At 75.0% G+C, this 14,294-nt stretch carries 9 protein-coding genes; 8 read left to right on the forward strand and 1 reads right to left on the reverse strand.

Annotation, left to right across the window (positions count from 1 at the left end; translation table 11 throughout):
• The first annotated feature begins 19 nt into the window (after positions 1–19).
• The 5 genes from E1293_RS20470 to E1293_RS20490 all read left to right on the forward strand — a co-directional run bounded on the left by E1293_RS20470 (position 20) and on the right by E1293_RS20490 (position 10,947).
• Positions 20–3,337, forward strand: coding sequence for an FtsX-like permease family protein (locus tag E1293_RS20470; RefSeq protein ID WP_132199043.1), 3,318 nt, complete (start codon positions 20–22; stop codon positions 3,335–3,337).
• Between the two features lie 135 nt (positions 3,338–3,472).
• Positions 3,473–6,781: an FtsX-like permease family protein gene (locus tag E1293_RS20475; RefSeq protein WP_132199044.1), complete on the forward strand. Its 3,309-nt coding sequence runs from the start codon at positions 3,473–3,475 to the stop codon at positions 6,779–6,781.
• Positions 6,778–9,345 carry an FtsX-like permease family protein gene (locus tag E1293_RS20480; RefSeq protein ID WP_132199045.1) on the forward strand — a complete coding sequence of 856 codons (2,568 nt, stop codon included), beginning with the start codon at positions 6,778–6,780 and terminating at the stop codon, positions 9,343–9,345. Before E1293_RS20475 ends, E1293_RS20480 begins: the two co-directional genes overlap by 4 nt.
• Positions 9,342–10,262: an ABC transporter ATP-binding protein gene (locus E1293_RS20485; RefSeq protein ID WP_132199046.1), complete on the forward strand. Its 921-nt coding sequence runs from the start codon at positions 9,342–9,344 to the stop codon at positions 10,260–10,262. Before E1293_RS20480 ends, E1293_RS20485 begins: the two co-directional genes overlap by 4 nt.
• On the forward strand, positions 10,255–10,947 hold the full coding sequence (locus tag E1293_RS20490; RefSeq protein ID WP_132199047.1) for an ABC transporter ATP-binding protein: 693 nt from the start codon (positions 10,255–10,257) through the stop codon (positions 10,945–10,947). Before E1293_RS20485 ends, E1293_RS20490 begins: the two co-directional genes overlap by 8 nt.
• Before the next feature lie 24 nt (positions 10,948–10,971).
• On the opposite strand, the gene E1293_RS20495 is transcribed toward E1293_RS20490, so the two are convergent.
• The gene (locus tag E1293_RS20495; protein ID WP_132199048.1) at positions 10,972–11,715 is read right to left on the reverse strand and encodes a hypothetical protein; all 744 of its coding nucleotides are present in this window, start codon (positions 11,713–11,715) and stop codon (positions 10,972–10,974) included.
• Between the two features lie 145 nt (positions 11,716–11,860).
• Between E1293_RS20495 and E1293_RS20500 the strand changes: the two genes are divergently transcribed.
• The 3 genes from E1293_RS20500 to E1293_RS20510 are packed head-to-tail and all read left to right on the forward strand — an operon-like array spanning position 11,861 to position 14,286.
• Positions 11,861–13,060, forward strand: coding sequence for a Tm-1-like ATP-binding domain-containing protein (locus E1293_RS20500; protein ID WP_132199049.1), 1,200 nt, complete (start codon positions 11,861–11,863; stop codon positions 13,058–13,060).
• Positions 13,057–13,878, forward strand: coding sequence for a phosphoenolpyruvate hydrolase family protein (locus tag E1293_RS20505; protein ID WP_132199050.1), 822 nt, complete (start codon positions 13,057–13,059; stop codon positions 13,876–13,878). Before E1293_RS20500 ends, E1293_RS20505 begins: the two co-directional genes overlap by 4 nt.
• Positions 13,879–14,286, forward strand: a complete 408-nt coding sequence (locus E1293_RS20510) for a cupin domain-containing protein (RefSeq protein ID WP_132199051.1) — start codon at positions 13,879–13,881, stop codon at positions 14,284–14,286. It begins immediately after the preceding gene.
• Positions 14,287–14,294 lie beyond the last annotated feature (8 nt).

Genomic DNA, 14,294 nt, shown 5'->3' on the forward strand with positions numbered 1-14,294 from the left:
TGCATGATCGTGAGCGGCCGTGGGGCGACGCGGGCTCGTGCTCAGCCGGATGGCCGGCGACCGCACGCTGATGCTGGCCGCGTGCGCCATCGCGCTGTTCGCCACGACCGTCCTCGCGGCCCTGGCGGGCTACACCGGATCGGTGACCCGCGAGGGGCTGCGCCGGACGCTGGCGGAGGCGACGTTCGAGTCGACCGGGACGACGATCGGCGTCCATGTGCCCGCCCGCCGTCTCACCCAGGTGCGCGGCCAGGTCGACCGCTCGCTTCGGCAGATCTTCCGGGACCTGCCGAGGAAGGTCTCGATGAGCGCGCGCAGCGACACCTACACGCTGCCCGGCCAGGAGAACGGCGACCACCCCGACCTGACGGTGTTCGGGACCTGGACGGGCATCGACCGGCACGCGCGGCTCGCCGGGGGACGCTGGCCCCGCGCCGCCGACGGTGAGGTCGAGGCGGCCCTGCCGGTCACCGCGGCGCACTTCGTGCATGCCGCCGTGGGCGACGTCCTCACCCTGCACGGACGCGTCGACAAGAAGTCGGTGGCGAGAGTGCGGGTCGTCGGGTTGTTCGAGGTCCCGGACCCGGACGGCTACTTCTGGCAGGACGACCGGCTCATCACGGCCGGCGTCGAACGGCTCGGCTACACGACCTACGGGCCGTTCGTCGTGCCGCCCGAGGTGTTCGCCGAGCGCTTCACCGGAACGGGCGTGGAAGCCCGCTTCACGGTCCTGCCGGATCTGCGCCGGCTGGACGTCGCCGACCTGGCGGGCCTCCGCGACCGCACCGCCGCCGCCGGGGACATCCTCGCGCGGTCCGGCGGCGGCGGTACGCAGTTCACCGTCGTCACCGAGCTGGCGGAGCTGGCGCGGCGGCTGAACGACGCGGTGCTGGTCGCCCGGTCCACGATGCTGATCCCGGTGATCCAGCTCGTCCTGCTGGCCGGGTTCGCGTGGCTGCTGGTCGCCCGGCTGCTCGCCGACCACCGGCGCGCCGAGATCGCGCTGCTGCGCACCCGCGGCATCGGGGTGCGGCAGCTCGTCCGGCTCGGCCTCGCCGAGGGGCTGCTGGTCGTGCTGCCCGCCGCGGTGCTCGGCCCGCTGCTGGCCCGGCCGCTGCTGCGGCTCGCCGGGCAGGCGCCCGCGGTGCGGGCGTCCGGGCTGCGGCTGGACACGGGCGCGCCGGAACCGCTGTGGGCCGTGTCGGCGGCGGTGGCCCTGGCCTGCGCGGTCGCGCTCACCGTCCCGGCGCTGCGCGGTCTCGGCCGCACGTTCGTCGAGGTGGAGACGGGGCTCGGCCGGCCGCCGCGCGGCGGCGCCCGCGGATCGGGGATCGACCTGGCGCTGCTGCTCGTCGCGGGGCTCGCGCTCTGGCGGCTCGGCCGGTACGGGGCGACCGGCCCGCGCGCCGCGGCCGGCGTCGACCCGTTCATCGTGTCCGGGCCCGCGCTGGCGCTCCTCGCGGGCGGCGTCCTGATGCTGCGGCTGCTCCCGGCCGCGTCCCGGCTCGCGGAACGGGCCGCCACGCGGGGCAGCGGGCTCGTGCCCGTCCTCGGCACCCGGCAGGTCGGGCGCCGCCCGCTCCGGTACGCGGGGCCCGTCCTGCTGCTCGCCATGGCGATGGCAGTCGGGGTGCTGTCGGTGACGACGATGGCGACCTGGCGGCGGTCGCAGACCGACCAGGCCGACTTCCAGAGCGGCGCCGACCTGCGGCTCGTCCGCTCGGACTCCGCCGAGGGGCCCGGGCCGCTCGGGCAGGGCGAGCGGTTCGCGACGCTGCCCGGCGTCATGGCCACGAGCGCGGTGCTGCGCCTGGACACCCGGGTCGGCGAGGGCACGGCGACCGTCCTCGCCGTGGACGCCGAGGCGCTCCGCCCGATCCTGCGCGTCCAGGACGGGCTGCGCCGCGACCTGCGGCTCGGTGAGCTGGCGAAGGCCCGTCCCGCCGTCCCGGCGCTGGCCGTCCCCGGCCGCCCGCGGCGGCTGCGCTTCGACGTGCGGCTGCGCCGCGACGGACCGGTTCCCGACCCGCTCAGATGGAAGGCGTCCCCGGCTACCGATCCCTTCCGGATCGCGGTGACGCTCATGGACGCACGCGGGGCGGCCCAGCGGGTGACGCTGCCCGAGGTCGCCGCCGACGGCGACGAGCACTCGCTGACAGTGGACGTCGCCGGCCTCGCCGGGCCGGGCGGTCTGCTCGCCTACCCGCTGTCGGTCCGGGGCATCGACTACGCCTACGACTTCAACCCGGTCGCCGGCCCGCTCGTCCTGGACGTCCTGCGCGTGCACGGCGAGGACGGGGACGCGGCACCGCCCGCGGGCACGCGTTGGGACGGCTTCGGCCGGTCACCCGACGCCCAGACGCTGATCAGCCCGGACGCGGGGGCCGTGCGGGACGGGCTGCTGCGGCTGGGCATCCCGGCGTCCCCGTTCCACGGGACCTACGACGGGCCGGCGCTGCCGATCGCCCGCGCGTACGCGCACGCGATGGCCGCCGGGCCGTCGCCGCCCGCGCACTCCGCGGCCAACGCCGGCCTGCTGCCCGCCGTCCCCGGCGTCATCACGAGCGCGATGGCCGGGCGCGCGGGCACCGGCGTCGGCGGCACCGTCACCGTGGACACCGCCGCCGGCGACCAGCCGATCAAGGTCGTGGGCGTCGCCCCCGCACTGCCGACCGTGCCCGCGGGGGAGCCCGGCGCCCTGGTGGACCTGCCCACGCTGACCGAACGGCGGCTCGCCGCGACCGGCGCGGACCCGGTGACCGTCGCGCCCGGCGAATGGTGGACGTCGGTCCGCGGCGGCCGAGCCGGCCCCGCGGTGCGGGCGCTCGCCGCCCACCCCGGCTGGGGGCGGGCCGAAACCGACCGTGCCGCGCTGCGCACCCGGCTTCGCGACGCCCCGCTCGGCGCCGGCCTGCAAGGTGCGCTCGTCCTCGGCTTCGGGACGGGCCTGGCGTTCGCCGTCATCGCGTTCGTCGTGAACGCGGCGGTGACGGCGGGGGAGCGGTCGCGCGAGTTCGGGGTGCTGCGCGTCCTCGGCGTCCGTCCCCGGCAGGTCCTCGGGATGCTCGCGATCGAGCAGGCGTACCTCGTCGTGCTCGGCCTGCTCGGCGGGACGGCGCTCGGCCTGGTCGTGGCGCGGCTCGCCGTCCCGCACATCGTGCTCGGCGTGCGGGCGGCGCGGCCGTACCCGCCGGTGGCGGCGGTGTTCCCGTGGCCCGTCCTGCTCGGCATGATCGCCGGGGTGACGGCGGTGCTGGGCCTGGTGCTGCCGCCGGTGATCGCGGCGCTGCGGCGGCGGAACCTCGCCGCGGGACTGCGGGTGGGACAGGATCAATAAAGGGAACTTGGCGTTATTTGTCCGTATTTCAAGAAGGTTGCGAAAGGTCAAGGTATCGTCACGACCCCTTGTGGCGCCCGCGCGCTTGAATGATCATGATCCGCCGTGGGGAGACGGGGGATTGTCCTCAGGCGGATGGCCGGCGATCGCACGCTGGTCCTCGCCGCATGCGCGACCGCGCTGTTCGCCACCACCATCCTCGCCGCGCTCGTCGGCTACACCGGATCGGTGACGCGCGACGGACTGCGGCGCACGCTGGCGGACGCGACGTTCGAGTCGGTCGGGACCACGCTCGGCACGAACGTCCCCGCGGACGGCCTCACCAAGGTGCAGGGCCAGGTCGACCAGGCGCTCAAGCAGATCTACGGGGACGTCCCGCTCACGGTCTCGATGAGCGTGCGCAGCGACTCCTACACGCTGCCCGGCCAGGAGAAGAGCGAGCACCCCGAGCTGACCGCGTTCGAGACCTACACCGGGATCGACGAGCACGCCCGGCTCACCAAGGGCCGCTGGCCGGGCGCGGGCAACGGCGCGGGGAACGGCGAGGTCGAGGCGGCGCTGCCCAACGCGGCCGCGCGCGCCATGGACGCCGGTGTGGACGACGTCCTCACCCTGCACGGGCGCGTCGACAAGAAGTCGGTGGTGAAGGTCCGGGTCGTCGGGCTGTTCGACGTCCCCGACCCGCAGAACTACTTCTGGCAGGGCGACAAGCTCATCACCACGGGCGCCGAGAAGCTCGACTACACGACGTACGGACCGTTCGTCGTGCCGCCCGAGGTGTTCGCCGGCCGCTTCACCGGCACCGGCGCCGAGGCCCGCTTCACCGTCATGCCCGACCTGCGCGGCGTCGCCCCCGGCGACCTCGGCCCGCTCGGCGACCGGGTGGACGCCACCGGCGCCACCTTCAAGGACATCGGCGGCGGGACGCAGTTCACCGTCGTGACCGAGCTGCCCGACCTGACCCGGCAGCTGCACGACGCGGTCCTGGTGGCACGGTCCACGATGCTGATCCCGGTGATCCAGCTCGTCCTGCTGGCCGGGGCCGCGTGGCTGCTGGTCGCCCGGCTGCTCGCCGACCACCGGCGCGGCGAGGTCGCGCTGCTGCGCACCCGCGGCATGGGCATGCGCCAGCTCGCCGGACTGGGCCTCGGCGAAGGGCTGCTGATCGTGCTGCCCGCCGCGGTGCTCGGCCCGCTGCTGGCCGGGCCGCTGCTGCGGCTCGCCGGGCACGCGCCCGCGATCCGGGACTCGGGACTGCGGCTGGACGCCGGCCCCCTCGCGCCGCTGTGGATCGTCTCCGTCCTGACGGCGCTGGTCTGCGCGGTCGCCCTGACCATCCCGACGCTGCGCGGCGCGAACCGCACGTTCGTGGAGGCGCAGGCGGGAATCGGCCGGCAGGGACGCGGCGGCCTGCGCGGCTCCGGCATCGACCTGGCGCTGCTGCTCGTCGCCGGGCTCGCGATCTGGCAGCTCACCCGCTACGGGGCGGACGGCGCGGGCACCACCGGGGGAGGCACGTCCGGCATCGACCCGTTCATCGTGTCCGGACCGGCGCTGGCCCTGCTCGCCGGCGGGGTGCTGCTGCTCCGGCTCGTGCCGGGCGTCTCCCGCGTCGCCGAACAGGTCGCGACCCGCGGCCGCGGGCTCGTGCCCGTCCTCGGCACCCGGCAGGTCGGACGCCGCCAGCTCCGCTACACCGGGCCCGTCCTGCTGCTGGTCATGGCGATGGCCGTCGGGGTGCTGTCGGTGACGACGATGGCGACCTGGCGGCGCTCGCAGACCGACCAGGCCGACTTTCAGAGCGGCACCGACCTGCGGCTCGCCGTCGCCACGCAGGCCGGCGGGCCGTCGCCGCTCGGGCAGGGCGAGCGGTTCGCGGCGCTGCCCGGCGTCACGTCCGCCAGCGCGGTCCTGCGCGCCGACGCCGACCTCGGCACCGAGCACGCGACCCTGCTGGGCGTCGACGCGAAGGCGCTCGACCCGATGCTGCGCGTCCAGCCCGGCCTGCGGGACGACCTGCGGCTGGACGACCTGGCGAAGGCCCGTCCGGCCGGCCCGGCGCTGGCCGTCCCCGGCAAGCCGCGGCGGCTGCTGTTCGACCTGCGGCTCGACGTCGCCGGGCCGGTGCCCCGCGACCTCAAGGAGTTCGTGCCGGTCAAGGCCGACACGCGCCACCGGATCACCATGACGATCGCCGACGCGCACGGACTCGCCACCCAGGTCAACCTGCCCGCCGTACCTGCCGACGGCGAAGAGCACACCGTCGCCGTGGACGCCGCCCAGCTGGCCGGGACGGACGGGGCGCTCTCCTACCCGCTCGCCATCAGGGGCGTCGACTACCGGTACGACGACAACCCGATCGCCGGCCCGCTCGACCTGAAGATCCTGCGGGTGAGCGGCGAGGGCACCGGCGACGCGAAGGCGTCCGGCGGCGGCCGGTGGGACATGTTCGCCGAGGGCCTGGACTCCCCGGACGCGATCAAGCCGCCGAAGCAGGACGCGTCCGTCCTGGCGGAGTTCCCGCTCCCCGCGTCGCCGGCCCCGTACTCGCGCGGCGGCGTCTACAACGACACGACCGGCGCCGTCTTCCACGCGGTCCTCGGGACGGCGGCGCCGTCCCACGACCAGCAGAACGCCGACCTCCAGCCGGCCGTCCCGGGCGTCGTCACCGGCGAGGCCGCCGACCGCGCCAAGGCCGGCGTCGGCGACACCATCACGCTCACCACCGTCGACGGGCAGCAGCCCGTCAAGGTCGTCGCGATCGCGCCCGCGCTGCCGAGCGTCCAGGCCGGCACCCCCGGCGTCCTCGTGGACCTGCCCACGCTCACCGGCACCCGGCTCGCCGCCAACGGCGCCGTCAGCGCGAACATCGTCCCCCGCGAATGGTGGGCGTCGGCGCGCGGCGGCGACACCGCCAAGGCCGTCCAGACGCTCCGCGGCCACCCCGCGTGGGGCGAGGTCGCCGCCAACCGCGCCGACATCCGCGCCGACCTCCGCGACGCCCCGCTCGGGGCGGCGCTGCAGGGCGCGCTCGTCCTCGGCTTCGGCGCGGCGCTGATCTTCGCGGTCATCGCGTTCGTGGTGAACGCGGCGGTGACCGCGGGGGAGCGGACCCGCGAGTTCGCCGTGCTCCGCGCGCTCGGCGTCCATCCCCGGCAGGTCGCCGGGGTGCTCGCCATCGAGCAGGCGTACCTGGTCGCGCTCGGCCTGCTCGGCGGGACGCTGCTCGGCCTGATCGTGGCGCGGCTCGTCGTCCCGCACATCGTGCTCAGCGTGCAGGCCGCGCAGCCGTACCCGCCCGCCGAGCTCGTCGTCCAATGGCCCGTGGTGCTGGCCATGGTCGCCGCGGTGGCGCTGGTGCTCGGCCTCGTCCTGCCGCCGGTGATCCGGGTGCTGCGGCGCCGCGACCTCAGCGCCGGGCTGCGTGCGGGGGAGGACCGATGAGGGTGCCGTGGATGCGGCTGGCCCGCGCGCAGTGGGCGCCGCTCGCCGCGCTGGCCGTGCTGATGCTCGTGTCCGCGCTGCTCGCCGTCGCCGTCCCGGCGCGGACGGCCGACGGGTACGACCGCGCCGCGGAGGCCGCGATCGGGCCCACCGCCGACATCCGGGTGGACGGCAAGGCGCAGGGCGCCGCCGCGGCCACCGCCGTCCCGGGCGAGGCGGGGCTGCTGAGCAACGCCGTCAGCTGGCAGTCGATGCTGCCGGAGTCGCTGAGCGAGGTCGCCGGGGAGCCCGAGCCGTCCGTCACGACCGAGCGCCTCAGCGTCGCCGGGAAGTTCTCGCCGCCCAGGCTCCTCTACCTGGGCTGGGACACGGGCGCGTGGAAGCGCATCCGCCTCGTCTCCGGCGCCCCGGCGCGCAACATGCCGGGAGCGTCGAGCGGCGACGTGCAGGTCATGGTGTCGAAGCGGTACGCCGACCAGCTCGGCTACAAGGCCGGCGACCGGATCGACCTTGGCGCCGTGCAGGTCCTGATCACCGGCCTGTACGCGCCGAAGGACGCCGCCGACCCGTTCTGGGCGCCGCGCGCCCGGCTGCTGCACCCGGTCAAGGAGTCCATCGGGCAGGGCGCCGGCGCCATCGACGGCGACGCGGGCACCGCGCTGATCGACGCCTCCGGCTACGCGCGGGTGGCGCGCACGACCGACACGGCCTTCACCTTCAGCTGGCGGTTCCCGATCCGCGGCGACGCGCTCGACGCGGGAGACGCCGGCGTCCTGGCCGCCGACCTGGACGCCTTCCGGTCCGCCGTCCAAGGGCGCGGCGACCTGTTCCCGTGCAAGGTCGTCTCCGCGCTGGACGACCGGCTGACCGAGTTCGCCGGCCGGCTGCACACCGCCGAGTCCGTGCTCGGGCTGGCGCTCGGCGGGCTCGCCGCCGTCGCCGCCGGAGTGCTGCTGCTCGCCGCCGGCCTGCTCGGCGAACGGCTCCGGCCGGTCCTCGGCACCATGCGGGCCCGCGGCGCCTCGCTCCGGCAGCTCGCCGGGCCGGCGTGCGGGCTCACCGCGCTCGCCGCCGTCCCGTCCGCCGCGCTCGGCTACGGGGCGGGCCTGCTGCTGGACGCCGGGCCGCCGCAGCCGAGCTCCGGGTACGCGATCGCCGTGCTCCTCGTCGCCGTGCTGGGCGTGTCGGCCCTCATGGTCCTGCGGGAGCGGGGCGGGCTCGGGTCCGTGCTGACCCGCCGGGACGACCTCGTCGCGGCGCGCCCGTCCCGGCGGCGGGGCGTCCTGGACGTCCTGCTGGTCGCGCTCGCGGTGATCGGCGTCGTGCTGCTGCGCCGCCGCGGCCAGGACGCCGGCACCGACCCGCTGATCGCCGCCGTCCCGGTGCTGACCGGCGCCGCGCTCGGCGTCCTCGTCCTGCGCGTCTACCCCTACCTGCTGCGCGTCGCCGGGCCGTTCCTGCGGCGGCGCAGCGGAGCCGTCGCGTTCCTCGGCATCGCGCGCGCGTCCCGGCAGAACCTCGTCGGGGCGCTCCCGCTCGTCGTCCTGCTGCTGGCCGCGACCGTCGCCGGCTTCGCCGCCACCGTCGACACCGCCCTGCGGGACGGCCAGGTGCGCGCGTCCTGGGCGGAGATCGGCGCCGACGCGCGCATCGAGGCCGGGCCCCTGGACGACGCCGGGCTCCGCCGCATCCGCGCCGTGCCCGGGGTGTCCGGCGCCGTCCGGGTCCGGGTCATCGACGAGGCGTCGGTCGGGACGGACCCGGCGCCGATGACCGTCGTCGGCGTAGACCTCGGCGCTTACCGCAAGCTCGCCCCCGACGTGCCGGACATCCCCGACTCGGGCGTGCTGATGTCGCCGCTCGCCGCCACCACCATCGGGTCGAACACCGTGACGCTCGGCCGGGCGGGGATGGACCCCGTGCGCGTCAAGCCGTCCGGGCAGATCACGCACTTCCCCGGGCAGGGGGACGGCACCGCGTTCGTGATCGTCCCGTACAAGACGGTGGCCGGCGCGACGGGCTTCCCGTCCCAGGTCTTCGTCACCGGGGACGGCCTCTCGGCCGAGAAGCTGCGCGCCGCCGCCCCAGGGCACGATGTGAAGATGCGCGAGGACATGCTGCGGGACATGTCGCGGCTGCCCCTGGTGTCCGTCGTCCACGAGACGTTCCAGAGCGGCGCGGTCATCGGCGGCACGTACGGGCTGCTCGCCGTGGTGCTCGTCCTCGTGGTCGGGGCCCGCGCCCGCGGCCGGACGATCGCGCACCTGCGCGCCCTCGGCCTGAGCCGGCGGCAGAGCCGCGGCCTCGCGCTCGTCGAGATCGCACCCGTCCTCCTCTGCGCCGTCGGCGCCGGCTGGGTGCTCGGCCTCTTCCTGCCCGACATCACCGGGCCGGTCGTCGACCTGCGCCCCTACACGGGCGGCTTCGCCGCCGCCGCGCACGTCCCGGGAGCGCCCGCGCTGCTCGGCCTCGCCGGTGCCCTGCTCCTCGCCGCGGCCGCGGCCGTCGCCGTCGACCGCCTCTTCGACACCGACCCCGGAAACGTCCTGAGAACGGGGGAATGATGACCCACACACCCGACCTCGCCGAACTGGAACGCCGCGCCGCCGAACGCGGCCCCGTCTACGGCGAGGGCGCGCACATCGTCTGCGACAACCTCGTCCGCATCTACAAGACGGACGGCGTCGAGGTCGTCGCCCTCCAGGGCCTCGACCTCCTCGTCGACCCCGGCGAGCTGGTCGCCATCGTCGGCGCGTCCGGCTCGGGGAAGTCGACGCTGCTGAACATCCTGTCCGGCCTGGACGTGCCGACCGCCGGCGTCGCCCGCGTCGCCGGCTCGGACCTGCTCACCATGGCGTCCAAGGAGCGGCTGCGGTTCCGGCGCGAGCAGGTCGGGTTCATCTGGCAGCAGACGTCCCGCAACCTCCTGCCGTACCTGACCGCCACGCAGAACGTCGAACTGCCCATGAAGTTCGCCGGCCGGTCCCGCCGCGCCCGCGCCACCCGCGCCGCCGAACTGCTCGGCATGCTGGACGTCGGCGACTGCGCGGGCCGCCGCCCCGAGGAGCTGTCCGGCGGCCAGCAGCAGCGCATCGCGATCGCCGTCGCCGTCGCGAACGAGCCGCACGTCGTCCTCGCCGACGAGCCCACCGGCGAACTCGACACCGCCACCGCCTCGGACGTGTTCACCGCCCTCCGCCGCGTCAACGAGGAGCTCGGCACCACCACCGTCGTCGTCACCCACGACGCGCAGGTGTCCGAGCGCGTCGACCGGACCGTCGGGATCCGCGACGGCCGCACCAGCGTCGAGGTCCGCCGCGGCGGCGGCACCGTCGAGGAGTACGCCCTCCTCGACCGGGCCGGCCGCGTCCAGCTGCCGACCGCCTTCACCACGGCCCTCGACCTGCGCGAGCGCGTCCGCCTCGCGCTGGAGAGCGACCACGTCGGCGTCTGGCCCGACCGGGAGGAACCCAATGACTGACCCGATGGTCGCCGCCCTGGACCTGACCCGCACCTACCGCACCGGCAAGATCGAGGTCCCGGCCCTGCGCGGCGCGTCCTTCACCGTCGGCGGCGGCGAACTCGTCGCGATCAAGGGCCGCTCCGGCTCCGGCAAGACGACCCTCCTCAACCTGATCGGCGGCCTGGACACCCCCGACGGCGGCACCGTGAAGGTCGACGGCCGCGACGTCGGCGCCCTCCCGGAAGACGACCTCCTCGCCCTGCGCCGCGACGACATCGGCTACATCTTCCAATCGCACGGCCTGATCCCCGTCCTGTCGGCGGCCGAGAACGTCGAGGTCCCGCTCCGCCTCGTCCGGACGCCTCCGGCCGAACGCGACGAACGCGTCCGCGTCCTACTGGGGCTCGTCGGCCTGGCCGACCACGCCAACCAGCGCCCTTACGAACTCTCCGGCGGCCAGCGCCAGCGCGTGGCCATCGCCCGCGCCCTGGCCAACCGCCCCCGCCTGCTCCTGGCCGACGAACCCACCGGCCAGCTCGACTCCGAGACCGCCGCCGCCATCATGCCGCTGCTCCGCGCGGTCGTCTCCAGCGAAGGCGTCACCGTCCTGGTCGCCACCCACGACCAGGCCCTCCTCTCGGAAGCCGACCGCGTCCTGAACCTGGAGGACGGCGCCATAACCGAGACCCCCGTCCCCGCCTGACGCTCACTCGGCGGGCTCCGCGGGCTAAGGGATCGCTTCCCGAGGCGACGCGGTCTGGGGCCGGGCTCGCTGCCGGACCACGTAGATGCGCGCGGCGATGGTCAGAACGGCGGCCAGGGGGAGCCAGATGGCCGCCACCGCCCAGAGTCGCTCGCCGGCGGCCCTTGCCAGGAACGGGACGAAGAGGCCGGCGAAGAAGAGGGCGATGGCCAGGCCCAACGCGGCGGCCATGCCCGGGGTCGGGGCGCGGCGGCTCAGGCGCCAGACGCAGGCGGCCGAGATGAGGAGCGCCGGAGGGATCACGAGCAGGGCCCCGATGAGGTACCGCGTGCGCAGGTCGTCCGGGGCGGCGTCGGTGTCCTGGGATTCGCCGCCCGCCGCGATCGCCGTCACCCGGCCGCGCCAGATGGTGCCGGTAATGCGGTCGCCCTTGGTCAGGTCGGTGAGGACGGGGCGCCTGTTCACGTAGGCCGTCTCCCATTCGCCGCCGTCCGTGTCCGTGAGGATGGCGCGGTCCAGCTTGCCCCTCTTGTGCGTCAGGTGGATCTCGGACACGGTGAACTTCTGCGTCCAGCGGCATTCGGAGGGCTTGGACGGTGCGGCCGGGCAGCGCGGCGCCGCGTTGTAGGCGTCCAGGTCCCGGGTGCCGTCCGGGGCCTCCGTCGCGACGAAGTACGCCGTGAGCGCGACGGCGGCGAGTCCGGCGAGCAGCGCGAGCACGGTCGCGATCCTGCTGCGCAGGATTCCGGCGAGGGAGGGCTGGGCCATGTCCCCATCATCCCATTTGGGGGATCTTGGTGGTGCCCTGGCCTGGCTCCTGAACTGCGGCGACGCGGGCCGGGCGGCGGACCGGCGGGCGCGCCCGGTTGCCGGATGATCGACAGGGGAATCGGTATCGGGGATGGGAGGCTCAATGGCGACGGTCGTGTTGGTGGGAACGCTCGACACCAAGGGCGCGGAGTACGCGTGGCTTCGTGAACGGGTGCGTGAGCTGGGGTGCGACACCGTGCTCGTGGACGCGGGCGTCGGGCCGTCCGGCGCGGAGGCCGACGTCTCCGCCGAGGAGGTGGCCCGGGCCGCGGGCACGTCGCTGGAGGCGTTGCGGGACGCCGGGGACCGCGGCGCGGCGGTCACGGCGATGGGCGAGGGCGCGGCGGCCGTGCTCGCCGGGCTGGAGCGGGTCGACGCCGTGCTCGCGGTCGGCGGCAGCGGCGGGTCGTCGATCGCGGCGCGGGCCGTCCGGGATCTGCCGATCGGGCTGCCCAAGCTGATCGTCTCGACGATGGCGTCCGGGGACGTGACGCCCTACGTGGGCGCCAAGGACGTCACGATGACCTACAGCGTCGTCGACATCGCGGGGATCAACCGGGTGTCGCGGCTGATCCTCGGGAACGCCGCGGCGTCGGCCGCCGGGATGGCCAAGGCGTACGCGGCCCCCGCGCCTTCGGCGGACGAGCGCCCGCTCGTGGCGGCGTCCATGTTCGGGGTGACGACGCCCGCCGTCGACGCGGCGCGCGAGCGGCTGGACGAGCTGGGCTACGAGGTCCTCGTCTTCCACGCGACCGGCGCCGGCGGGCGGGCGCTCGAAGGTCTCGTGGACAGCGGGCTGCTCGCCGGTGTCCTCGACCTGACCACGACCGAGCTGGCGGACGATCTCGTCGGCGGCGTCCTGTCGGCCGGACCCGACCGGCTCACGGCCGCCGGCCGTCACGGGATCCCGCAGGTCGTGGCGCCCGGGGCACTCGACATGGTCAACTTCGGGCCGCGCGACACCGTCCCCGACCGGTTCGAGGGACGCGACCTCTACGTCCACAACCCGACCGTGACGCTCATGCGGACCACCCCCGAGGAGATGGCCGAGCTGGGACGCCGCGTGGCGTCCAAACTGGCGGCCGCGACCGGGCCGACCGCGCTGTTCATCCCGCTCGGGGGCGTGTCGGCACTGGACGCGCCGGGCATGCCGTTCCACGATCCGAAGGCGGACGAAGCGTGCTTCGCCGCGCTCGACGGCGCCGCGGAGACCGAAAGGCTCGACATGAACATCAACGACCCGGCGTTCGGCCGGGCGATGGCCGACCGGCTGCACCAGATGATCTCGGAGGGAGCGCGGTGAACCGCGAGACCGTCCTGTTCCGGCTGCGCAACGCCGTCGCCGAGGGCGAACCGGTCATCGGCGCGGGCGCGGGCACCGGGCTGTCCGCCAAGTGCGCCGAGGAGGGCGGCGTCGACCTGATCATCATCTACAACTCGGGCCGCTACCGGATGGCCGGCCGCGGCTCCCTCGCCGGGCTCCTGCCCTACGGCGACGCCAACCAGATCGTCGTCGAGATGGCGTCCGAGGTGCTCCCGGTCGTGACGGACACGCCCGTCCTCGCCGGGGTGTGCGGCACCGACCCGTTCCGGGTCATGCCCGTCTTCCTCGACCGGCTCAAGGCGATGGGTTTCGCCGGCGTCCAGAACTTCCCGACGGTCGGGCTCTACGACGGCGTGTTCCGGCAGAACCTCGAAGAGACCGGCATGGGCTACGACCTCGAAGTCGAGATGGTGCGGCTCGCCCACGAGCGCGGCCTGCTCACCGCCCCGTACGTCTTCGACGAGGACCAGGCGCGGGCGATGGCCGAGGCCGGCGCCGACGTACTCGTCCCGCACGTCGGGCTCACCACCAAGGGCAGCATCGGCGCCGGGACGTCCCTGACGCTGGACGAGGCGGTCGAACGCGTCCAGGCCATGCGGGACGCCGCGTCCGCCGTCCGCTCCGACATCCTCGTCCTCTGCCACGGCGGCCCGATCGCCGAACCGGACGACGCCGCCTACGTCCTGTCCCGGACCGAGGGCGTCGTCGGCTTCTTCGGCGCCTCCTCCGTCGAGCGCCTCCCCACCGAACGCGCCATCACGCAACAGGTGGCCGCCTTCAAGAACCTGGAGCTCTGAATGCTGCTGAATCCCGGCGACGTGACCACGATGACCTTCGACTGGGGATCCATCAAATGGTTCGTCACCCCGTCGACGGTGGAGGGCGCGAGCAGCACGCTCGGCGAGGTGATCGTCAACCCGGGCAAGGGCCACGCCCGCCACAACCACCCGGACGCCGAGGAGATCATCTACGTGATCTCCGGCGAGGCCACCCAGATGGTGGACGACGGCGACCCGTTCCCGCTCCGCGAAGGCGACGCCGTCCACATCCCGAAGGGCGCCTGGCACTCCACCTACAACACGACCTGGCGCCCCCTCCGCCTGATCGTCACCTACACCCCCGGCGGCGAGGAGAAGGCCCTGGAAGCGGCCCCCGACTTCTGCCGGCACGCCCCCGGCACCGTCCCAGAATGGCGCCAGGCCTAGCCCGGCCC

Origin of the sequence: Actinomadura darangshiensis (assembly GCF_004349235.1) — a bacterium.
In the GTDB taxonomy this organism is placed as follows: Bacteria; Actinomycetota; Actinomycetes; order Streptosporangiales; family Streptosporangiaceae; genus Spirillospora; species Spirillospora darangshiensis.